General features: G+C 34.6%; 23 protein-coding genes and 1 tRNA gene. 15 read left to right on the top strand and 9 right to left on the bottom strand.

Features of this window, described 5'->3' with window-relative positions; genetic code table 11:
* The first annotated feature begins 24 nt into the window (after nucleotides 1-24).
* The 3 genes from WA249_RS04515 to WA249_RS04505 are packed head-to-tail and all read left to right on the top strand — an operon-like array spanning nucleotide 25 to nucleotide 3,025.
* Complete coding sequence (locus WA249_RS04515; protein WP_336166652.1) at nucleotides 25-1,227, top strand: DUF2515 family protein; 1,203 nt, start codon at nucleotides 25-27, stop codon at nucleotides 1,225-1,227.
* Nucleotides 1,208-2,086, top strand: coding sequence for a hypothetical protein (locus WA249_RS04510; RefSeq protein WP_336166651.1), 879 nt, complete (start codon nucleotides 1,208-1,210; stop codon nucleotides 2,084-2,086). The genes WA249_RS04515 and WA249_RS04510 overlap by 20 nt, the downstream gene beginning before the upstream one ends.
* A 51-nt stretch (nucleotides 2,087-2,137) precedes the next feature.
* Nucleotides 2,138-3,025: a hypothetical protein gene (locus WA249_RS04505; RefSeq protein ID WP_336166650.1), complete on the top strand. Its 888-nt coding sequence runs from the start codon at nucleotides 2,138-2,140 to the stop codon at nucleotides 3,023-3,025.
* Between the two features lie 168 nt (nucleotides 3,026-3,193).
* Here the strand turns inward: WA249_RS04505 and WA249_RS04500 are convergent.
* The 3 genes from WA249_RS04500 to sxtP all read right to left on the bottom strand — a co-directional run bounded on the left by WA249_RS04500 (nucleotide 3,194) and on the right by sxtP (nucleotide 4,975).
* Nucleotides 3,194-3,269: transfer RNA gene (locus tag WA249_RS04500), tRNA-Thr, on the bottom strand.
* Nucleotides 3,270-3,380: 111 nt separating this feature from the next.
* Nucleotides 3,381-3,707, bottom strand: a complete 327-nt coding sequence (locus tag WA249_RS04495) for a gamma-glutamylcyclotransferase family protein (RefSeq protein ID WP_336166649.1) — start codon at nucleotides 3,705-3,707, stop codon at nucleotides 3,381-3,383.
* A gap of 23 nt (nucleotides 3,708-3,730) precedes the next feature.
* Nucleotides 3,731-4,975 carry a multidrug efflux MFS transporter SxtP gene (gene sxtP, locus WA249_RS04490; protein WP_336166648.1) on the bottom strand — a complete coding sequence of 415 codons (1,245 nt, stop codon included), beginning with the start codon at nucleotides 4,973-4,975 and terminating at the stop codon, nucleotides 3,731-3,733.
* A 139-nt stretch (nucleotides 4,976-5,114) separates the two neighbouring features.
* On the opposite strand from sxtP, the gene sxtR reads away from it, so the two are divergent.
* Nucleotides 5,115-6,026, top strand: coding sequence for a multidrug efflux pump transcriptional activator SxtR (gene sxtR, locus WA249_RS04485; RefSeq protein WP_336166647.1), 912 nt, complete (start codon nucleotides 5,115-5,117; stop codon nucleotides 6,024-6,026).
* An 11-nt stretch (nucleotides 6,027-6,037) separates the two neighbouring features.
* Here sxtR and WA249_RS04480 read toward each other — a convergent pair whose 3' ends face one another.
* Nucleotides 6,038-6,922: a DMT family transporter gene (locus tag WA249_RS04480; RefSeq protein WP_336166646.1), complete on the bottom strand. Its 885-nt coding sequence runs from the start codon at nucleotides 6,920-6,922 to the stop codon at nucleotides 6,038-6,040.
* Nucleotides 6,923-7,296: 374 nt separating this feature from the next.
* Here WA249_RS04480 and WA249_RS04475 point away from each other — a divergent pair, with 374 nt between their 5' ends.
* From WA249_RS04475 to WA249_RS04450, 6 genes are all read left to right on the top strand, one after another.
* Nucleotides 7,297-7,977 carry a hypothetical protein gene (locus WA249_RS04475; RefSeq protein ID WP_003653956.1) on the top strand — a complete coding sequence of 227 codons (681 nt, stop codon included), beginning with the start codon at nucleotides 7,297-7,299 and terminating at the stop codon, nucleotides 7,975-7,977.
* A 15-nt stretch (nucleotides 7,978-7,992) separates the two neighbouring features.
* Nucleotides 7,993-8,883 carry a 2Fe-2S iron-sulfur cluster binding domain-containing protein gene (locus WA249_RS04470; protein WP_336166645.1) on the top strand — a complete coding sequence of 297 codons (891 nt, stop codon included), beginning with the start codon at nucleotides 7,993-7,995 and terminating at the stop codon, nucleotides 8,881-8,883.
* A 14-nt stretch (nucleotides 8,884-8,897) separates the two neighbouring features.
* The gene (locus WA249_RS04465; protein ID WP_336166644.1) at nucleotides 8,898-10,109 is read left to right on the top strand and encodes an ATP-grasp domain-containing protein; all 1,212 of its coding nucleotides are present in this window, start codon (nucleotides 8,898-8,900) and stop codon (nucleotides 10,107-10,109) included.
* Complete coding sequence (locus tag WA249_RS04460; protein WP_336166643.1) at nucleotides 10,106-11,302, top strand: ATP-grasp domain-containing protein; 1,197 nt, start codon at nucleotides 10,106-10,108, stop codon at nucleotides 11,300-11,302. Before WA249_RS04465 ends, WA249_RS04460 begins: the two co-directional genes overlap by 4 nt.
* A gap of 180 nt (nucleotides 11,303-11,482) precedes the next feature.
* Entirely contained in the window at nucleotides 11,483-12,226 is a 744-nt protein-coding gene (locus WA249_RS04455) for a hypothetical protein (protein WP_336166642.1), read from the top strand.
* A 22-nt stretch (nucleotides 12,227-12,248) separates the two neighbouring features.
* On the top strand, nucleotides 12,249-12,641 hold the full coding sequence (locus WA249_RS04450) for a hypothetical protein (protein ID WP_336166918.1): 393 nt from the start codon (nucleotides 12,249-12,251) through the stop codon (nucleotides 12,639-12,641).
* Between the two features lie 46 nt (nucleotides 12,642-12,687).
* Here the strand turns inward: WA249_RS04450 and WA249_RS04445 are convergent, their stop codons facing one another.
* Nucleotides 12,688-13,689, bottom strand: a complete 1,002-nt coding sequence (locus WA249_RS04445) for an aldo/keto reductase (RefSeq protein ID WP_336166641.1) — start codon at nucleotides 13,687-13,689, stop codon at nucleotides 12,688-12,690.
* Nucleotides 13,690-13,801: 112 nt separating this feature from the next.
* Complete coding sequence (locus WA249_RS04440; protein ID WP_016143719.1) at nucleotides 13,802-14,704, bottom strand: helix-turn-helix domain-containing protein; 903 nt, start codon at nucleotides 14,702-14,704, stop codon at nucleotides 13,802-13,804.
* A gap of 768 nt (nucleotides 14,705-15,472) precedes the next feature.
* On the opposite strand from WA249_RS04440, the gene WA249_RS04435 reads away from it, so the two are divergent.
* The 3 genes from WA249_RS04435 to WA249_RS04425 all read left to right on the top strand — a co-directional run bounded on the left by WA249_RS04435 (nucleotide 15,473) and on the right by WA249_RS04425 (nucleotide 19,034).
* Nucleotides 15,473-16,021, top strand: coding sequence for a TetR/AcrR family transcriptional regulator (locus WA249_RS04435; RefSeq protein ID WP_336166640.1), 549 nt, complete (start codon nucleotides 15,473-15,475; stop codon nucleotides 16,019-16,021).
* Nucleotides 16,022-16,212: 191 nt separating this feature from the next.
* On the top strand, nucleotides 16,213-17,292 hold the full coding sequence (locus WA249_RS04430; protein WP_336166639.1) for a dsDNA nuclease domain-containing protein: 1,080 nt from the start codon (nucleotides 16,213-16,215) through the stop codon (nucleotides 17,290-17,292).
* Nucleotides 17,293-17,342: 50 nt separating this feature from the next.
* On the top strand, nucleotides 17,343-19,034 hold the full coding sequence (locus tag WA249_RS04425) for a hypothetical protein (protein ID WP_336166638.1): 1,692 nt from the start codon (nucleotides 17,343-17,345) through the stop codon (nucleotides 19,032-19,034).
* 47 nt (nucleotides 19,035-19,081) lie between these two features.
* On the opposite strand, the gene WA249_RS04420 is transcribed toward WA249_RS04425, so the two are convergent.
* The 3 genes from WA249_RS04420 to WA249_RS04410 form a co-directional block, all read right to left on the bottom strand.
* Nucleotides 19,082-19,657 carry a hypothetical protein gene (locus WA249_RS04420; RefSeq protein ID WP_336011618.1) on the bottom strand — a complete coding sequence of 192 codons (576 nt, stop codon included), beginning with the start codon at nucleotides 19,655-19,657 and terminating at the stop codon, nucleotides 19,082-19,084.
* Between the two features lie 358 nt (nucleotides 19,658-20,015).
* Entirely contained in the window at nucleotides 20,016-20,234 is a 219-nt protein-coding gene (locus tag WA249_RS04415; protein ID WP_336166637.1) for a DUF6500 family protein, read from the bottom strand.
* A 27-nt stretch (nucleotides 20,235-20,261) separates the two neighbouring features.
* Nucleotides 20,262-20,597 (bottom strand): winged helix-turn-helix transcriptional regulator, encoded by a 336-nt coding sequence (locus WA249_RS04410; protein WP_336166636.1) that lies wholly within the window; start codon nucleotides 20,595-20,597, stop codon nucleotides 20,262-20,264.
* 116 nt (nucleotides 20,598-20,713) lie between these two features.
* On the opposite strand from WA249_RS04410, the gene WA249_RS04405 reads away from it, so the two are divergent.
* Nucleotides 20,714-21,271, top strand: coding sequence for an NAD(P)H-dependent oxidoreductase (locus WA249_RS04405; protein ID WP_336166635.1), 558 nt, complete (start codon nucleotides 20,714-20,716; stop codon nucleotides 21,269-21,271).
* A 171-nt stretch (nucleotides 21,272-21,442) separates the two neighbouring features.
* Nucleotides 21,443-22,233, top strand: a 791-nt coding sequence (locus tag WA249_RS04400) for an AbaSI family restriction endonuclease (RefSeq protein ID WP_336166634.1), incomplete at its 3' end; no start/stop codon positions are given.

Below are 22,233 nucleotides of genomic sequence, written 5' to 3'. Positions count from 1 at the left end.
TTAGTTAGAAGGATAAATTTTAAAATGGCTGGTTCTCTTGATTGGTCTGGAACTACAAATAATATTGAAAATAGTTGTAAATCGGTAAATTGCGACTGTACTACGATATGGGAATATTACCAACAGATGGCAATGACCCTATTATCTAATAAAAAAGATAATCAAAATTACCGTATAGAACCTGGTTATGAGGCCCGTGCTAGACGAATTGCATCGATTTACGCTCGTATTTATTTAGAGATGTTTCCTTTTACATCAAATCAATCTGTTACTGCGGCAACCTATAGTGGACGTTTCTATTGGATGGGCTTAGGTGCTTTTGCATCAAAAACAGTTGCTGCTGTATTTGATCATATTGTTTCTAAAACTGGATCAAATGCAGATGCTTTAATTAAATCAATTAGTTCTGACCATTATAATTTAGATAGTTTCGGGGTATCAGGTATTCATACCTTTGCAAAAGGTAATCTATGGCTCTATATGGATATTAGCGTCTGGCATTTTGTTTGGGCCAAGTCTTCTGAAGATTTTAAAATTTGCGTAGGTAGCAGAGATACAGCAACTTATAAAAAAGTTAAAAGCTCTTTATATAATTTTCCATGGTCTAATTGTTTAACAACAGTGAGTAATCTGCAAGCGACAGACGAAATTCGTAATGCTTTTAGAATATTACCTGATATAGAAAAAATATTTAAAGCGAATACAAATAAGAATAATAAATTCAAGAAAGCATCTAATCTTTTATTAGAACATCTTTTGCAAATTGCAAATCAAGAACAAATCAACATCTTACAAAAAATCGTATGGAATGATCCTATTGTGCGAAATGGTGCAGATGTTCAACGTAAGGCTGGAATTCCGAAGGCTGAACTGATTCTTTCAAGTGAATATGATGGAACAATAAAAAAAATACATGCTGTTCGTGGCAATGTTTATTCGTATGAAACCGAATTTGGAAAAAAGATAAAATCTTTACCTGAATCTCCAATCAGTACACCACCGAGTGGTACCCAAGTTGAGAATCAAGATAGCCGTATGCGCTGGATTAATTTGGCAGCTCAAAAGTATCATCGTTTGATGTTGAGTGAAGTTGGACGACCTTATTTAGAAAAAGAGTTACATACAATTGCTGGATGGAATACTAGTAAATGGGATGATGGTCTAAGTCGATTCGATAAGTTATTTATTAAAATAGGAAAAGAGTCAAATGATGGAAAAGGTGGTTAGTTATATATTCCTAATTTTTATTTTTTTAAATTTACAGGCCTGTCATGCCCAGCAAAAGGAACAAAAAATGTCTTCTCAACCTGAACTTTACACATTGAATTTTGGTGTAGAGGGTGAAAAAAAGTTTAAATCTTATATGCAAACAGATGTAGACCAGCAACCAGCGGGGATGTCTTTTTTTGACCTCACGTGGGAACCTCCACATCTAGCAAATATAAAAATAGACTTAGGTGAACATAGTTTTGTTATTAAGAATGCATTTTCAGCGATGGGAACGCGTATTGACTATGCTCAGCAAAATGAAGGTATCCAAATTATTGATGTGACAGCAGGGTTGAATAAAGAAGAGTTTGTTAGTGAAGAGCTGGCTTATAACGCTTACAAGGAATTATTTGAACAGTTACAAAATGCAGGATGGAAAGCATACTTTTATCCATCAGATACTCGTTTTAATAAAAAAGATAATCTTAAAGTTATGCAAGAAGATGGAGTTATTATTGATCCTTATAATTTCTTAACTTTAAAACAATGGAAAGAATATTTTGATAGTAAATCGCTAGCAGTAATTAGATTATATACAAATGGTATATTAGCAGAATTAAGTATGTCGAGAACAAAATCTAAAGAAGATCAAAAACAGTATTTATTAAGATTTTCTGTACAAACAATTAGATACGTAACAAAAAACTCAATTGAAAATGGATATAAATTAACAGGGGCTGAGTTAAAAAGTGCTTTCGATGAAATGGTATTAGTAGATCAAAAGGAAAGAAGCAAAGCTGAAATTAAAGCCAAAAAAGAAGGTTTCCATATTGATGAGTCATATCAGGACCCAGATGTTTGGCCGTATATAAAATAATCAAATTGCCGAATTTAAATCTATAAAACTAAACTCTGGATTTTCTAATTGATGAAAAAAATAGTTAGTTATTTCTTTTTGTTTTTTATTTTTTTAAATTTACAAGGATGTAATGCTGAGGGAAGTAATAAAGAAGCATTTTCTCAACCTGAACTTTACACATTGAATTTTGGTGTAGAAGGTGAAAAAAAGTTTAAATCTTATATGCAAACAGGTGTAGATCAGCAACCAGCGGGGATGTCTTTTTTTGACCTCACGTGGGAACCTCTGCATTTAGCAAATCTAAAAATAGATTTAGGTGAAAATAGTTTTGTTATCAAAAATGCATTTTCAGCGATGGGAGCGCGTATTGACTATGCACAGCAAAATGAAGGTATTCAAATTATTGATGTGACAGCAGGGTTGAATAAAGAAGAGTTTGTTAGTGAAGAACAGGCTTACATGGCTTATAAGGAATTATTTGGTCAATTACAAAAAGCAGGATGGAAACAATACTTCTATCCCTCAGATGCTCGTTTTGATAAAAAAGATAATTTAAAGAGAATTGGAAAAAATAATACTGTAATAGATCCCTATAATCTATTAACTCTAGCTGAATGGAGAGAGCATTTTAAATCTGCTACCTCACTATATTTCAATTTATATAAAAATGGTGTTTTAACTGAACTAAATTTAGAGAAAACTAGTAAAAAAGAGTTAAACGCTGAAAAGAATGAACAGTTTATGTTAAGGTTTTCTATTCAATCAATTAGATACGTAACAAAAAATTTAATTGAAAATGGATATAAATTAACAGGGGCTGAGTTAAAAAGAGCTTTTGATGAAATGGTATTAGTAGATCAAAAGGAAAGAGGCAAAGCTGAAATTAAAGCCAAAAAAGAAGGTTTCCATATTGATGAGTCATATCAGGATCCAGATGTTTGGCAGTATGTAAAATAAATCTTAAACAAAATACTTAATCGTTTTCAAACTTAAGTTTTATTCATTTTTGAACTGCTAAAGAGATAATATTGCTATAGCACTTTTTATTTTTAGACAAAATTTTTCCATTCAAAATCTACAGACAACAAAAAACCCCATAAATCAAATATTCATGAGGTTTAATGATGGTGCCGGCACACGGATTCGAACTGTGGACCTACTGATTACAAGTCAGTTGCTCTACCAACTGAGCTATGCCGGCAACGTGGAGTGAATTTTACAGTTTCTTTAAAAAAATACAAGCCAAAAAATGATCACTTAAATTTTTTCTATCAATTTTTAAATGTTTATATGCTTGAGCTTTAGAAATAGCTTAAGACTTCAACACATAAATAAAAGAATCAACACGTTCGCCACTATTTAAAGTGACTTGAACAGGTACTCTTTCGTATTCTTCGCCTTCAAAGTCATCAAGTAATTTCCAGTTTGCATTTAAATGTTCTGAGCTAAAAACAAAGCCTTGCACTTGATTGGTACTATCATCAAGCACAATTCCCGGATAGCCTAAATCAGCTCCCCAACCTTGATTATGTAAGGTTCCGTTGACCCAACCTTCTGCCCATTGTCCGCCAATATTTTCAAGTATATGTGCATTAGGATGACCTGGGCCTAAAGTGCCATAAACAAATAAACTCGACATGTGATTTTCCTTTAATTTAAAAATTAATGAGCTTTTGCGTGTGATGTATAAACGACTAAAAATATTCCAAGTAACGACAGTACAACAGTTAAGCCTACAATCGCACTCCAGCCGCCGTGTAACCAGAACCAGCCACCTGCTGAGCCAACAATACTTGAACCCATGTAGTAAAACAGTAAGTACAGCGAACTAGCGTGTGCTTTAGCTTGTTTACTTTCAGCACCCACTGAACTACTGGTGAGTGAGTGGGTAATAAAGAACCCTGTGGTAATAAATGCAATACCGATAATAATGCCGAAAAGAGAGGTGAGCAGCGTCATGAGACTGCCCACAATCATTAAGGCAAAGCCACTCATCATCATAGTTTTTTTGCCGAAGCGGTCGGCTAGGCCACCTGCTAATGAGGAAGACACCATACCAAAGCTATACGACAAGAAAATAAGGCTAATTTGCGTTTGACTCAGTGAATAAGGCGCACCGCTTAAACGGAAAGTAGCGTAGTTAAACAAGGTAACAAACACACTGGTCAGCAAGAATCCAATTGCAAACAGACGTAGCAATTTGGAATTACTTAAATGAGTACGCCACATTTGTATGTGAAAATCTAAATTCAAACCTTTTTTCTGTACGAAATTACGCGAAGCGGGAAGTAAGTTCAAAAAAGCAATTGAGCAAATAAAGCAGATTGCCCCAAGTAAGCCTAAAGCTGTGCGCCAAGAAAAATATTCAATCAAAATGCCCATGCCGACACGACCCATCATTCCACCAAATGCCGTACCTGCAATATACAAACCCATGGTTTTACCCAAGTGTTCAGGTGCGATTTCTTCAGCAATCCAAGCCATAGTTACGGCGGGTACTCCACCGAGTAACAGACCCTCTAGTGCTCGTGCTATGAGTAAGCTGTTCCAGTTAGGTGTAAACATCGCCACAATATTAAGAATAGCTGCACACAGCATTGAGCTGAAGATCACACCACGACGGCCAATCGCTTGTGAAAAAGCGCTTGATAGTACAATTGAAATCGCTAAAAAGGCGGTCGTTAAAGACAAGGCTAAAGAGCTGCTTGCAGGGCTGATCTGGAAGCTTTGGCTAAATGCTGGCAGAAGCGGCTGTACGCAATAAATCAGAGAGAAACTAGCAAAACCTACGAGGAATAAAGCGACGCCTGCATGTTTATAGGCTTGAGTACCTTTGTGAATCCACTGGCGGGAAAGAACAGAAGTTGCCTCAGTGCTTAAGGTACTGGGTGTAGATGAAGAGCTCATATCATAACCATGACAGAAAAGAGGTGCAGCGCCTTTCGGCGTGCTTCATCGAGAAAATTCGATAAATTAAAATTAGCAATTTAGATGGTATTTTTCTAATATATTTAACAATAGGTCATGATATGTTTTATATATAGCAATGGAACTAAGGCATATACGCTACTTTTTAGCAGTAGCAGAAGAAAAAAACTTTACCAGAGCTGCGCATCGTTTAAACATGAGTCAGCCACCTTTAAGCATGCAAATACGGGACTTAGAGGAAGAGCTGGGCGCAGATTTATTTATTCGTTCTCCGCATGGGGTGGAACTGACCGAAGCTGGGCGGGCCTTTTTTAATGCGATTCAGCCTGTACAACAACGTGTAGAAGATGCAGCGAACATTGTCAAACAAGTGGCAAATGGTGAAGTCGGCCAATTGCGATTAGGTTTTACAGGCACTTCAATGTTGAATCCTCTAATTCCTAAATGCGTTCGTTATTTTCAGCAGCAATATCCTAAAGTGAACTTAAAGCTTGAAGAAGCTAACACCTTACTGCTCATTGATTTACTGCTTGAAGATCGTTTAGATGTCGCGATTATTCGGCCTCCAAGTCATATTCCAGAGAGCTTAATCATTCAAGAATTATTGGCTGAACCTTTAATTGCAGCCTTGCCTTCAGAGTCTTTTAAACTAGACGAGTCATCAAAAGAAATTGATTTAGCTTCCCTTCGAGAGCTTGATTTTATTGTCTCTCCACCTTCAATTAGTGCAGGACTTTTTGATGCGATTAGACAAGCATGCCAAAACTGTGGCTTTGAACCTAAAATTGGACAAAATGCGCCGCAAATTGTGTCAATTTTATCGTTAGTGTCTGCAAACTTGGGGGTATCTTTGGTTCCAGAGTCGACTAAACAATTGCAAATACAGGGTGTGGCTTATCGGTCATTGCAAGCGCCAGTACCTACGGTGGGTTTAGCGCTTGCATATAAAAAACATGCCCCTTCACAAATGGCGATTAATTTTGCCAGTGTGGTGCAAGTGGCTTGCCATCATGCAGAGCAATATAAATGAAATTAGTCAAATTATGATTTAGGCGCTCTATTCATTAAAAAGATGCCTGAAATAATGAAAATTGCGCCATATAAAAAAGATAAAGTTGGTTGTTCATGAATGAAGACCCAAGCCATGAGTGCCGCAAAAATTGGCTCAGAAAGCTCAGTCACTTGTACTTTTGCCGCACTCATATAAGACAAAGCTTTGGTGGTACAGAAAAAGCCTAGAATGGTAGGCAAGACTGCTAAACCAACCAAACCTAAAATAATGTCAGTGTTAAAGTTTATGCTATGAAAGTTGATTAAAAATGGAACAGCAAGATAAACACTACCAAAAAGTAATAAGTACTTGGTTAGAAATAAACCACCATTTAATCTGAATTTTTTAATTAATACTGAAAATAAACCATATCCAATACCTGCAATAGAAGCATTGATAAGCATTAATAAACTATTTTCACCTTTCCATGAAATTACACTAATACCCGTTACAGCTAATAATGTTCCAATAATTGAATGAATATAAATACTTTCTTTTAAAACTAACCTGCCAAAAAATAAAGCTGAAATAGCGGCTGAAGCCATGAGTACCACGACCACATTGGCCGCAGCGCCGTGGTTGTAGGCAATGGTCTCGAAAAAGAATAGTGAGAAAATCCCTAAAAAGGCACATATCGCAATTTGAGTAAAAATACTGAGCTTGCTTGGGGTGTTACTAATGTATGCAATCTTCTGGCTAACAGGGACTTTAAATAAAAAAACACTTAAAAAGAAAAAGGCAATAATGGTTTTTAAAAAGGCAATATCTTGTGGGTTTAAACCACTATGCATGAGTAATTTACTAATCACACCAATAGAGGCATTGAGTGCAGCTGCACAGAGCGCAAATAGGGTTCCGATAATTAAATTATTCACTTTTATAATACTTCCATATATTTAGCCACAAGGATTCTACATTATTTTTTGTAATAATATAGCCCTGTTAAATTCCTTCTTTTCCATGAAGTGTAAGTTATTTAAATTTTGTTGGTGGTGAATATTAATAGGAATTAATTTTTTTGGTTAAACAATATTGTTGCTTAATTGTTAATTAAGTTTATTAATTTTATTTTTAATTAATAATACTTCTTTTAGTTAGAAAATCTAAAAAATAATATTTTGTTGACATTTTATAAAATATATTTAAACATAATATTTGCTTGTTTTAAGTTTAATTAATAATAATCTTAATTCTAGCTAAATAAGTATTTAATACTTGGATAATAATTTAAATATAACGGAGATAAAACGTGTTTTTTTCACAGGAAAGTCTGAAAAAATTAGAAAGTGCGGTTGATCATGCTATGCATAGCGAGTTTAAAAAAGATGAAATTATGCATAAATTTCATAATGAAGACTGGTTCGATGAAAAATATTATAAACGACATATTTTAGAGTGTGTTATTCGCATTCATATGAATAATGAGTTAGATGCAAATGCTGTACGCGTTGCAGCAATCAATAATATCTCTGCTGCAAAACAGCTTTCATATTATTTATATGATGAATTTGGACACGATGAAATGTTTGGTCAAGACTTGACTAAATATGGATATTCTTCAGATCAGATTATTTCAAAAAATGCATTTCCTGAAACATGGAAACTGATGGGGTATTTAAACTTTTGTGTAGAGAAATTTGGTGCATTGCCAGCAGTCGTTTGGGACTGGTTCCTCGAATATTATGGCGACAAATTTAATAATTTTATTACGCAAAAAGCGGGTGTCCATATGGGGAATCAGGCTGTATCGGGTGCAGCTTCGCATGTTGCATTTGATGAAGCTGAAGACCATAGCGGCATGATGACAGATATGCTTTCTTCGGTAATTAAAACACAAGAAGACTTTGATCTTGCAATCAAGCATATCAATAGCTTTGTTCCGATGGTGGGTGAGTATTTTCAGGCTGTGCGTGCTGAAACGCTTTCATAGCAATGGAATTAGAATATGCCAATGGTGAATGTTCGCATTAAAGAGCATATTTTCATTGCTGATTCTGAGCAGCCTCTTATCAATGCAGTGCCTGATAGCACAGTGATGAAAGGCTGTTTAAAAGGTGTGTGCCGAGTTTGTCGATGTAAACTAAAAGGTGGAGTCGTATATGAATCGGGAAACCAAGTTGCCATAGATAAAGAGTTCTTGCCTTGTATTAGCTATGCTCAGAGCGATGTCGAAATCGCACCATTGGTTAATAATTTTAGTGTGGCTCAACTCATCAGTAGAAATTTTCTTTCTGAAAATATTGTTGAGCTCACATTTAAAATTAAAAGGACCTTCTTTAGTTCTAAAGCAATTGTAAATATCAAACACCCATCAGAATCTTTAATTCGAAGTTACTCTGTGGTTTCACTGGGTGTGAAAAATTATGATTTTTTTGTTTTGCACATAAAATTAAGACCAAATGGAATATTTTCTAACTTATTTCAAAAGCTAGCGATTGGTGACCAATTAGAATATAACCTGAATAATCATATAGAACCTGAATACGAGAAGGCCATATCTACGCTTAATATTGTAAGTGGTGGAAGTGGCATGGGTGCTGCACTTACTCGGGGATTGGATCTCATCCGAAAAAATCCTATTTCTAAAGTGAATATCTATGCGATTAATCGGTCAGTTTTAAGTCATTACCATCAACATTGCGTCAATGTTTTTCGAGAGCAGGTTGAAGCTGAGGTCAATATTATAAATATCCCGTTTTGTACGTGGACGAATAATGGATTTGATTTTTCAAATTATTTGGACTCTCACGAGTTAACAGTGGGTGTCGGTTCTACCCCAATAATTAATAAAATTTTAAATCAGCCTCTGTGTGAGTTGGAAAGTTTTGGTCCCTAACGGAGACTGTAACAATGACTGTAGTAGTTATAGAACCTATTTCTTCAGGCATCACTTATTTAAATGCCGCTCAAGAATTAGGTATAGATTTATATGTTTTTTCTACTGACGAAGGAGAGTGCAGCATTGATGGAACAATGCGACAAAAAGCAAAAGAGATAATAAAAATAGATACCAGTGATTTTCATAGCCAACTCTCTAAAATTAATGAGTTAAAGACCGTAAGAGCGATATTACCGGGGGTTGAATATGCTGTACCTATGGCCGCACAACTAGGCAATTCATTTGCCAAAAACTCTCTTGAATATACGACAGCTCAAACGGTTCGAAATAAATTCAAATTTCGTGACAAGCTAACAAAGTCAGGCTTGAGCGATATTAAATATGCCTTGATTTCACAAGGTAACGAGATCCGCTTACCTCAAGGGTTTAAGTTTCCTGCTGTAGTGAAGCCGGTTGATATGGCGGGCAGTATGTCTGTTAAAAAAGTTGCAGATTTTGAGGAGCTTTTACGAACAGTTGAAGCGATCTGGAAATCTAAACCGAATGATATTGGCTTCTATGCAAGTGGTGATTTAATTGTTGAAGAATATATCGTTGGGAAGGAATACAGTGTCGAAGGAATTGTTCATACAGATGGAAAAATAACCTTTGCTTCACTGACAGAAAAACTATTAGGGCCAGAACCTTACTTTGTCGAAATTGGGCATATTGTGGGTAATCAATATGACAGCCAATTTTCTGAACATGTTTTTGATTATGCCGCAAAAGTCATTCAAACCTTAGAATTAAACATCGGACCTTTTCACCTAGAACTGAGAGTAACGCCTCAAGGAAAAGCGATTGCAATTGAGTTAGCTGCACGTTTACCGGGTGACAATATTGTTGAGTTAATTAAACTGGCGACTAATTTTGACCTCGCACAAGCTGTACTGAGCGAATACCTCGACCTGCCATATTCACCTTCAATAGAGAAAAATATGGTCTCTGCAATTGCCTTTATTCCTCAAGGCAATCACCGCCTTTTTAAAGGTTTTAGTGGGCTAGAGCAACTGTTAGAAGCACCTGAATGTGTACACCATCACTTCTACTACGAAGCAGACGATGAACTGGCGTGTAACCATGATTGGACCTCACGATTAGGCTACATCATTCTCCGTTCTGAAAGTGAAGATAAGATCCGTAGTTTAGTCACACATATACATGAGCAGGTGAAAGTCATATGAAACATGTATTAATCATCAATAGATATGACGATGAATTGTCTGACTTTAATAAATATATAGATCACGATGCTGTCCATGTCTCTTATATTTCATTAACAGAAACGATGCGCTATATCACCTCTTCAAACTGTTACTACATAGCAGGTTTAGAACAATTAAATGAAGAGGATGTATTAAAAGAAGCCGTAAAAATCTATGAAAAAAAGCCAATAGATTACGTTATTGCCATCTCAGAATATGACCTCGATGCTGCGGCTCGCATTCGAAGTGAATTGAATATTGTGGGTGCAACGGTTGAAGACAATTTGTTGTGCCGTAACAAGAAAAAAATGAAGGATGCTTTAGCTCACTCGACTGTGCGTTATCCAAAATATTCGGAAGTATCTTCATACCAAGACATTGAAAAGTTTCTGCTAGAAAGTGGCTCAGCGATTATTTTAAAACCTCAGGTAGGCGCGGCTTCTGAAGGCGTAATTAAAATTAGTGAGTTGGCTGATATTCCGCATTTGTCATCTTATGTGGGCTATGAAGTAGAGGAATTTATTGAGGGAGATATCTATCACGTCGATGCGATTATTTCAGACAATAAAATGCCTTACTTTAAAGTCTCAAAATATATTAATACCTGTTTAGACTTCAGAAATGGTGCGCCATTAGGCTCAGTCACGATTGATAATTCTGAATTTATTAAAAAAGTAGAAAAATTTACTTTAGACGTATGTAAATTCTTAAAATTAAAAGATCAGGCGATTCATCTCGAATTTATTGAATCTAAGGGCGAGTTGGTGTTTTTAGAAGTCGGTGGGCGAGTCGGTGGAGGGGAAATTCCATTTATTACCTTACGTAATGAGTCTGTCGATTTATATGAAATGTGGATTAAGGCGGCAATGAATATTCCGCTAGAGCCAGTGAATACGAAAATCACTGGTTTTCTGATGATGCCGAATCCGTATAGTTCTGGCTTTTCATTTAATGGCATTAAAGAATTAGAGAATGAAACGATTACTTATCAGTTAATTCAAGAAAGTGGCGACCATAACAATTTTAGCTATGAAAATATTCCTGCAAAAATTCATTTTATGGGAGAGAGTCAAATACAGGTGGAAGATGCGATTAAAAATAGTATGAAAATTTTGCAAAGCGCAATTTATCAAAATCATCATTCTAGTTTGAGTCTAAGTGAGTCTTCTTAGTTAAGATTTGGCTAAACTCTAAAAATCAAAAGGCTTGGACTTAAACGTTCAGGCCTTTTTAAATGGTGTAATGAAAGTACCTACATAACCCCTATTCTAATAGACTTTTGTTTCAGAGAATTGTGATTTGTGGAACTAACTCATATTATATAATTAGTTAATTATTAAAGAATTTTAAAAATGATTAAATCTATTATTTCAGTTTGCGCGGTTCTTACACTTTCGGCTTTGTCGGTTACCCATGCAGAATTTTCTTTTGAACAAGAATTACAACAAGGCTGTAATAAAGTGAAGCAATACGCGAGCTTAGGTAAGAAAAACTACGACCAAAAACAATATAAAAAGGCACTTGAAAATTTCCAAAACCAAGCCTCTTGGACTGCATTTTGTAAAGCCAATGAAGATGAAACCACAGTTAAATTTACCGACCGAGATATTGAAGTTGCCAACAATAATGTGGGCTTAGCCTACGCCAAATTGGGTCAGCCACTTTGGGCGAGAGCATGGTTTATGCTCGATGAAAAATCAAAGTCGAGCCTGTTTAACCTTCAGCAGTTACCAGCCCCTAAAGCGTCAAATGACCTGTCTGGTGAGTATGTGCGTTATTCAGGTTTTGGTGAGTGGGATCACATTACGGTAAGTCGTAAGCAAGGCCAATATGCAATTAGCTATGCTGGTTTATATATGGGCTTACGAAGCTTAATCTATGGCCCGAACATGGGTGAGTTTGGCACCACAATGCCGAGCAATAAAAAGCAAATCGTCTATAAAGATCAAGACTGCCGCATTCAGCTCGATTTTAAAACCAATGCGAAATTAGGAAATTATATTCAGGTCAAACAAAATGAAGGTAACTCGGGTTGTGGCTTTGGACACAACGTGTATGCAGACGGAACTTATTTAAAAGTTGAGTCTGGAAAATAACACTAAAAATATAGGGAATTAAATAATGAATATATTTGCACGGTTGCTATTACTTTCTACGATTGCGATTTCTTCTCAAATTTATGCAGAGCCAACGAGCGCATGTAAAGAGGTGAAATTCCAAAAAGCCGATCAAGCTTGGGGCGGACACTATTATTTAAATGGTGTGATGGAAGTCGGTTCAGAACTTTTACTTCAGCCAGACGGCAAGTTTAAATGGATGTTAGCTTATGGCGCTTTAGACCAATATGCTGAAGGGACATGGTGGAAAAATGGCAACTGTATTGGTTTAAAACCTGAGGCTAAATTTAAAAAGGATTTAAGTATTTTCCCTGAAAGCCTAACGATTTCTGACAAGTCCTTAGATGTGATTTGGGAAGGTGGGCGCCAGCAAGGTAGTTATAGCAAAGACTAAATTAAAAAGTCCGACATTGAGTCGGACTTTTTTAATGACTTATATTTTAGTGGTTCACCGCAGCAAGTTGCTCGGCGTTATAGCGTGCGCCCATGTTTGGGTATCTTGCAATAATTGCGTCGATTTCTGCCAAATCTGCCGCTGTTAAATCAAGTTCTACAGCGCCAGCATTTTCCACAAGTCGCTCGATTTTACGCGTACCCGGAATTGGAATAATGTCTTCACCTTGCGCCAAAATCCAAGCCAAAGCCAGTTGAGCCGCTGTCGCGTTTTTGCTTTGGGCAAATTCGCTAAATGCTTGCGCTAGGCTTTGGTTATTTTTCCAGTTATCGCCTTGATAACGTGGCAACTGACGACGGAAATCGTTTTCGTCTAGGTTGCTCACATCAAGCGTATTGGTGATTAAACCACGCGATAGCGGTGAATACGGCACTAGGCTAATGCCCAACTCGCGAATGGTTTGAAAGTGCGTATCTTCCAGTTCACGAGTAAGCAATGAATATTCATGTTGAACCGCTGCAATCGGGTGAATCGCATGCGCTTTACGAATGGTTTCAGCCGACGCTTCACTGAGTCCTAAATAACGAACTTTACCTTGTTTCACCAAGTCAGCCATTGCACCAATGGTGTCTTCAACTGGAATGTTTGGGTCAATGCGGTGTGCATAATACAAATCAATCACGTCTGTATTTAAGCGTTTTAAACTGTTTTCGACCGCAACTTTAATCCACTCTGGAGAGCCGTCGATATAAGACTCTAATGAGTTTTGTGGGTTGAGGTTATCTTCTTTGTAGCGGAAGCCAAATTTGGTCGCCAAGAATACTTTGTCGCGGTGTTTTTCTAAAACTTTTGACAACAAAACTTCGTTTGCGCCGTTGCCGTACATGTCGGCAGTGTCCCAAAAGTTAATGCCGAGGTCTAAGGCTTTTTCTAGGGTTGCAATGCTTTGTGTGTCGTCTGAGGCACCATAGGCAAAGCTCATTCCCATGCAACCTAAACCAAGTGCTGATACTTTTTCGCCTGTTTGTCCTAAAGTTCTATATTTCATTTTTCATACTCTTTTTTGCAAAATCACTTGAGTAGAAAAACTATAAAATGCTTTTGCTCAAACTGACGTATAACATTCAAACCAATAATTATAAAATTCAAACAATCTGTTTTTAGGCCACACAGTCTTCGCGGAACTTTTTAGGTGAAAATCCCGTATTTTTCTTAAAGAAATTGGTGAAATACGCTGAATATTCAAAGCCTAAGCTATAGGCAATTTCGGAAATATTCCAACTGGTGTGCTGCAATAGCGCTTTGGCTTCTTGCGTAATACGCGAGCTAATATGCTCGGATGTGGTTTTGCCTGTGGCTTCTTTTACAGCTCGGTTTAAATGGTTCACATGCACCGACAAGCCATAGGCATAGTCATTTGCTGTTTTGAGTTTAAGTTGAAAATGGGGTGAGTCGATCGGGAACTGGCGCTCTAATAATTCAAAGAATAAATGGCAAATTCGAACCGCAGCATTGCTATGTTTTTCAAACTGTTGGGTCGGTTGCATTTTCATGGCTTCATGCACAATCAGGTGTAAATAGTTTCTTAAAACGTTATATTTATGAATGTAATCTGAATTTATTTCAGTCATCATCTTTTTGAAAATAAATGAAATTTCTTCAACCTGTTGGTCATTTAAAAAATACAGTGGGTCGCCGTCGACTTTAAACAATGGAGAGTCTTTTAAAAAACTTTGTCGAGACTCTTGGTTTACAAACTCTTCGGTAAATAGGCAAAACCAACCTGCCTGTTCGGGTGAGTTAATTTCCCAAGCGTAGGGAACCATCGGGTTTGAAAACAGTAAAGCAGGGCGGTCTACCCGAATCCAGCGGTTGGCGTAGTGAAGGTCGCCTGTGCCTAAAACCAGTGAAATTTTATAATAATCGCGGCGGCTGTAAGGCGTCAGAAACGAGCAGGCATCGCGCTGGAACACGTTGAAATGCCCAAATGAAGTCGATGGAACCGAGTAATCGCTATCTCTGGTTAAAGAAAAGCGGCGATAAAAATCATGTATGGTTTCCATGTCTTTGCCTGCATGCGTTATCAATTTATTTAAAGTTATAAAATTCAAACTTTATTTACTGTAGCTTTTATTTGTAGAGCGATCAATCGGTTCATTTAAACAGTTTTGAAAATGAATGATAAATTAATAATGAAATGATCAGACAAACTAAACTTTAAGAACATGTATTGTTAAATCACTATGCCAATGAAAAATAAAAATAATCTTTATAAATGAATAGCGAATATCACATTGACACTCCTAAACACGCGGATTATCCTTTGCCTGCTGGCCTACATTGCCAGTCGGTCTTAGCAGGCCGCGGTACAGATTACATCAGATTTATTCCTTCTGAGGGAGAGGTCTGCTTGTATTCAACTCGTCTCCCTCACGTTGCGGTAGGGCGAGAGGGGGACACCTTCGGGTGTGCTGGTTCTGTACCCAGTCTGCTAACCCCCTTTCGTTCTGCCACCATCTTTTAGCAGAGATTGGCAGAATCCTTATTTGTACAGGAATCCGTCATATGCGTACTATTTCATCTCTCTCATTGGCAACCATCGCCAAAATCTTTGACTCTATACCCAACTGGTCTTTAAAACGGTTTAACCGACTCTAGGTTTTAAGCCATAGGTCATTACGACTAAAAAATCATAGCAACAATAAAACCCGAGATAGGCGAGCACACCATTTTTGTGCGGCTTTTGCATGCCTGTTTTTAGCACTCAATTTAAGAGTGACGGCATTCCTATCTCATTTATTTACAACAAAAAATTATTTTAAGCGATATACATGAAAAATTTACAACCTTCATTTAGAGCACTGCGAGTGCTCCACACGATAACACCTTGCTTTAAACAAAATGGGTTTTACATTGGGATAGATCAAATTATTGAGGAAGCCCAAATTCCAAAGGCGACCTTTTACAACTACTTTCAATCTAAAGAAAAGTTTATTGAGCTGTGCCTGACTTTCCAAAAAGACCTGTTAAAAGAAAAAGTGAGGGGAGTTATCGAAACTTCTAAATACTCAACTTTAACGCATAAACTCAGGCAGATTTACCTTTTACATGCCGATTTAAATAGCGCCTACTATTTACTGTTTAAAGCAATTTTTGAAATTAAAACGATTTATCCAAATGCCTATCAAACCGCGATACGCTATAGGCGCTGGCTTAAAAATGAAATTTTCTGCCTGTTGATGGAAACTAAGAAATCGGTTTCCTATGCGGAAGCAGAGATCTTTGTATTTATGATTGATGGTGCAATTTTAGATTTGTTAGGCTCAGATCAAGTAATGCAAAGAGATGCGTTACTTGAGTATTTTTTAAAGCGAGTTTGATGGGGAAATAGTTTAATTGAATGTCTCCTATTAAATCATTCCTTAAAGCTCAGAAGCTCATTTAAAATTAAGCAAATAAAAGGATAAGTTATATACTTTTATTTGCTTATAATGAACTATAGTCCGATTACTAAAAAAAATATATTTTTTAAGCTATAATTGAATTTAATCTTTATATAAATTTCTATGACATGAAAAATTTAAATATATTAGATGATGAAGAGCGCGAGAATAAAGGCTTAGATACCTTATTAAGATTCGAATATCAAATTGATTGGGCAATTTATCATGCTTTAGATAAGTTAAGTCAAAAGAAAGAATTTGTAGCTTTTATCGAATTTCATGAGGATGTTTTATTTGCTAATAGTTGTGCATTTAGCCCATCTACTAGATTTGAACTTTTTCAAATTAAAACGACTTATAAATCTTATACTCCAGCAAGCCTTACAGCATTAAAAGGCCCTAATTCTACTTTAGGAAAAATGATTTTAGGAATTAAAGATAAATCATTTGAAAAACAAATAGATAAATTGTGTTTGCTTTGCTTAGAAGATATTAATTTTAGTTATAAAATCCAAAATGTTGATAAAGACTATAAATTTAGTGAACTACATGAAAATGATAAGAAAATTCTAAAAAATGCTATATCAAATGAGTTAAATTTTACAATAGATTCTAAATATGAAGATATGATTATCTTCCGTAAAACAGCATTAAATTTAGATCAATCAGACCGTCAAATAAAACATAAAATTCAAGATTTTATTGAAAATACTTATGGGGACATTGGTATGCGTCCTGCTAATATATACCGAGTTCTTGCAGATGACCTTCGACCGAAATCTCAGCATAAACAACGTTACGAATTCTGGGAAGATTGTGTTAAATATAGAGGTCTTGCTAGTCAAACCATTTCTGAGCATATTGTAAAAAATACAGACCAAAATATAGAAATTGAGCTTAAAGAATTGATTGAGTCACAACTCACAGAAAAGGGCGAAAAATCAATTAAAATTTCCAGAATATTAAAGAAAGTGCGTGAATATTTTTTATTTAAAATATGTATTAGTTCCGCTGTATTAGAAAATGAATTAGATCAATTCCTAAGTGAAATAAGTTTACCTTTAGATATTGATGATGAAAAAACATATTGGGAATCTATAGATTTACTTGATAAAAAAATAAATGAACATGTTTTATTAAAAGAATATAATAAGCTACAAGCTGTAGCTATATATGAAGTTTTTAAGGTGCTTTATGACCAGTTTTAAAAATAAAAATTCTCAAAGAAACTTTAAACTTTTAATCAGGAATTTACGTCATGCAAAATACAAAGAGTTATTTCCAATTTCAGAGAATCGTCATGAGATCTCTCAAAGAGCGCGGAGGGAAAGTACAAAAACTTTATCTCAGAACTCTAATTGATTCTAAAGATAATACAAAAGGAAAAACGACTCTTATTAATAGTCTTTTTTGGGGGCTAGGCTGTGAAGTGAAATTCGAAGAAACTTGGTGTGATGACCTAGAAACTCTTATTTCATTTTCAGTGGCAGATAAAAATTATGAAATTTATAGAAATAATGAATTCATTTCTATTGTTTCTGAAGATGAGGATAAGTCTTATAAGTATCCAATTAAGTCAAAAAAGGTTGATAGCGATTTTATTGAAAGGTTGAATGAAATTCTAAACTTTAATGTTTTATTAAAATATGCAAAGGCGAAAAAACTCTCTCGAGTACCACCAAGTTATTATTTTGCGACTACTTATATTGAGCAAATGACTGGCTGGGCTAATTTCTGGTTGTGTTTCCAGAATATGAATGCTTTTGATAAAAATAATAGAACTGAATTAATTAAATATATATGTGGTGTACTTGATAAAAAATACTATGAAAAAAAGTATAGTGAAAATATAATTACACAAGAAAAAAAAGAAATAGAGAAAACACTTGAGAGAGAAAATTGTAATTTTACTTATTTAAAAGGTTTTGAAACTGAAAACTATTTAAATAATGTATTCAGAAAGTCACTTACTCTAGAAAATTATGAAAAAAATCTACTCACATTAAGAAATGAATATTTAGACAAAGCTTCAAATTTATCATCTCTAACAAATGAAATAGAGTTAATTAATATTGCATTAGGAGAGTTAGAGCAAGATTATGAATATAGTGTTCGTAATGTCGATTCTTTTGAAGTCACTTGTCCAACTTGTGGAGTGGTTCATGAGAATGATATTGTTAATAGGTTCTCAATTTTAAAAGACTCAGATCTCTTATTAAATCGAATTGAGCGATTAATAGGTGAAGAGAATAAAACTAGACAAGAGCTTAATAAATTATCAAAACTTATCCGATCTGAAGAAGAAAATATAAATGAGCTTATGAATAAAAATGATGTACAAGAATACTTAAACCATTCAGTCGTGCAAAAACAAATGATCCCTGCCATCCAATCTAGGATTTATCAAAATGAAACACTTATAGAGGAAAAAAAGAATCTAATTACAGAATTTAAGAATGAAAGATTATTAATTGAAAAGGAAAATCAAAAAGATCTAGAAGATGAATTTGTAGATTATTTTGAAAAATTATGTATAGAACTTGAAGTCACAAGTGGAAAAAAGAAAAATTTTACAGAAATTCTTAACCACACGAGTGGGGGAGCAAATGGTATAAAGCATATGTTGGCTGTTCGTTTAACATTATTACATGCCATGTGTACCTATGCTGAGTCATCTATACCACCTTTTATTATAGATTCTCCTCGTCAGCAAGATATTAATGATTATAATTATGGTCTCGTTTTGAAAACCTTTGATAAAATTCCTGAAAATGTACAATTTATTGTGGCAGCAGTAAAATCTCAACCTATTAGTGAAATAAGAGATAAATTTGCAGAAATTTTTATTGGGAAAAAATTATTGTCAGAAGATGAGTTTGATATTTCTAGTTTATTAATTAACAAACATGAAAATAAAATAATTTTTATAGATTCAGATATTAAACAATAAAAAGACAAAATAGAAAATAAGTAAAGGCCCATTTATGGGCCTTTACTTTATTTACTTAAAAAATTCTGCTGTACACTTGGTGAAATTTTGGGAGCCAGTTCTATACCTGCTGTATAAAACCAACCAGCAATTGCTAAAAATAGAACTACTGTTGCGAATTGTTTAATACCAGACATTTGACTTCGAAATATTTGAATTGAAATTTTTCCAAAAGAAAATGTGAATATTACTATAGTAGCAAAAAATATTATAAAACTAAAAAGAGCAGATGCAACACTACTTTCAGTAATTTCAAATATCTTTCTTCCATAGACTAGCATTAATGTAGTTAAGAAAGTTCCAAATACTTGATCACTCAAAAATGACATTATATGGTTATATTTTAATTCTCCACTGGGAATTTCTAGAAAATTTTCTATTTTATCTGGTTTTTCTCTTTTGTTTTCTGCGTATGCAAAGCTAAGTAAAGCAGCAATAGAAATCATAGTGAAATTAAGGAAAGCTCCAATGAAAGCAGATAATTTAGTTGGATAGCCATAATTATAATATAGAGCTAGATCAATACCAGAAATTAATAAAATAAAAAGACAGAAGAAAGGCCTACTTTTAAAAAAATTAATCATTTTATATATGTTACGTTACTAAAGAAATGAGCGACTATTAAAATATAGTTATTGATAATATATATTGTTTTTTTGTATGTATTACTTTATCAGAAGTAAATCCGGCTAAGTCTTAATATCTTATATGAATGTTGCAATTATTTTTATATTAATAATAATTTTGTAAGTTGAAACTTAATTAAATAATAAAAATCAATAGGTTGTGGGTTTTTATAAATAAGGAATAGCGTTTTGAAATTAGAATAACAGCTAAAAAATAGGCTTCAATAAAAAAATTATCTTATGTTTTGAATTTTATGAAAGAAATAAACCTCCTAGTAAAATCTAAATGATTTACTAGAAGGTTTATAAAAGGATGTTAACTTTCACTCAAAATTAACTCTTTAATCTTAACCGCCTTCTCAAAGTGATCTAGCTTATGCTCCATAATCCACCAATGGGCTGCTTCCATCAGTAACTCAGGGTTATCATTCTTATTTTTAAAAAAAGCATAAAAAGACAGACCGACATTGTCTCCTTTCTTTTCAATTTTCTCGTCACATCCCTTGATAAAAATTTCTCTTAATTCATTTCTCATATTTAGTATCACTTCAAGTCTATAAAACTAAGACGGCTTATTCTGCTCGCCCCATTGGCACATCATATCTAACAAAGGAATTAAAGACTGTCCTCTTTCTGAAAGACGGTACTCAACTTTTGGCGGAATTTGAGGATATTCCTTGCGATGAATCAGCCCATCTCTTTCCAATTCTTTAAGTGTATTGCTGAGCGTTCTAAACGAAATATTGCCAATGCACCGTTGCATCTCATTAAAACGCATGACATTTTTTTCATACAGCCAATACATAATAATCATTTTATATTTGCCATTAATCAAAGAAAGGGTATAGCCAAAACCTGTCTCTTCTAGTGGCGTATGTGATGGAACACATTCAGTCATTTTTAAAATCTACACTATCTTTTAGTATAGTATATAACATAAATTACCGTACTTATATTTAGGAAAGCACACTTCTATAATCGATTTATCAACTTTCCAATAAGCGTGTTTTCATAATGAAAAAGACATTAGTCATTGTTACCCATCCTCACATAGACCAGTCTGTTGTAAATAAAAGATGGGTAGAGGAACTAGAGAAACACCCAGACCAATTTACGGTTCACCAAATTTATCAAGCCTATCCAGATGGGGTAATTGATGTTGCCAAAGAGCAAGCATTGGTAGAAGAACACGAAAATTTAGTATTTCAATTTCCTGTGTATTGGTTTAACTGTCCACCGCTTTTGAAACAATGGTTAGATGAAGTTTTGGCGTATGGATGGGCTTACGGCTCAACAGGCGACAAGCTCAAAAATAAAAAGTTTATGTTGGCTGTATCTGCTGGTGTGAAAGAAAAAGTTTATTCAGAGTATGGTGGATATAACCTTTCTTTAGAGCAGATTTTGACTCCATTTAAGCTAACGGCTTTATATGTTGGAGCAGACTATCAACCACTTCATGCATTTTATGGTTTAGACACAAACCCTTCAGAAGATGACGATGTTCCGACTCAGCAAGACATCGAAAATAATGCGGTTCAGTATGTTCAGAAGTTATTAGCGTTGTCTGAGTAGGTTTAAAGAAGGAAGGCCTGAATGTGAGGTTTGGGTCTTTTCTTATAAGTAGTCAGTTTTAGTTTAAGGTATCTTTATGATTTAAATAGTGATTGCTTTTATAATTAAGCGACAAATACACTTTAGATGAGTAAGATTACAGCGTCACTTATAAATTATTAAAATTCAGTCATGATTAGTTCAGATTTAACAGATTATGTCATTCGACAATTAGGACGTACTAAAAACAAACGTTATGAAGCATATGTGGTTAGTCGAATTATTCACTTACTTAATGACTTTACTCTAAAATTTGTCACTCAACAGTTTGTTAGATTATCAAATAAGAAAATTGCTTTAACTGATTTATATTTTCCTCAACTTGGTATTCATATTGAAGTTGATGAAGGACATCACTTTTTAAAAAATAGCAAAATAGAATATTCCCTTAATCTGACGGATGAACCAATTTATAGTATTTCTCAGACCGAAAGTGATGCTATGAGAGAAGAAGACATTATTAGCATTACTGGCCATAAAATTTTTCGGGTGAATGTTTATAAAAATCAGGAGGGTGAACCCCAAAACTTAGAGAGTATTCATCAACAAATTGATAAAATCATAGAAGAAATAAAGGTTGCAAAGAATAAGAAGATAGAAGTAGTTAAGTTCAAAGAATGGAATATAGAAACAGAATACAACCCTCAAACTTATATTGATTTAGGAAGCATTAGCCTAGCCGACAATGTAGTGTTAAAAACTACAAAAGATGTTTGTAATTGCTTTGGCTATAACTATAAAAATTATCAGAGAGGTGGAGCACTTCATCCATATGAAAAAGATACCTTAATCTGGTTTCCTAGACTTTATGAAAATAAAGATTGGATTAATACTATATCGCCTGATGGTTTAATGATTACTGAAAAGTCGACAGATGAAACTATTACTCTTAAAAAATTAGAAGAGTGGAAAAATGGTCCACA

Source organism: Acinetobacter sp. 161(2023) (assembly GCF_037027805.1).
In the GTDB taxonomy this organism is placed as follows: Bacteria; Pseudomonadota; Gammaproteobacteria; order Pseudomonadales; family Moraxellaceae; genus Acinetobacter.
The sequence above is the reverse complement of the archived record's forward strand: the minus strand, read 5'-3'. Positions and strand labels throughout refer to the sequence as shown.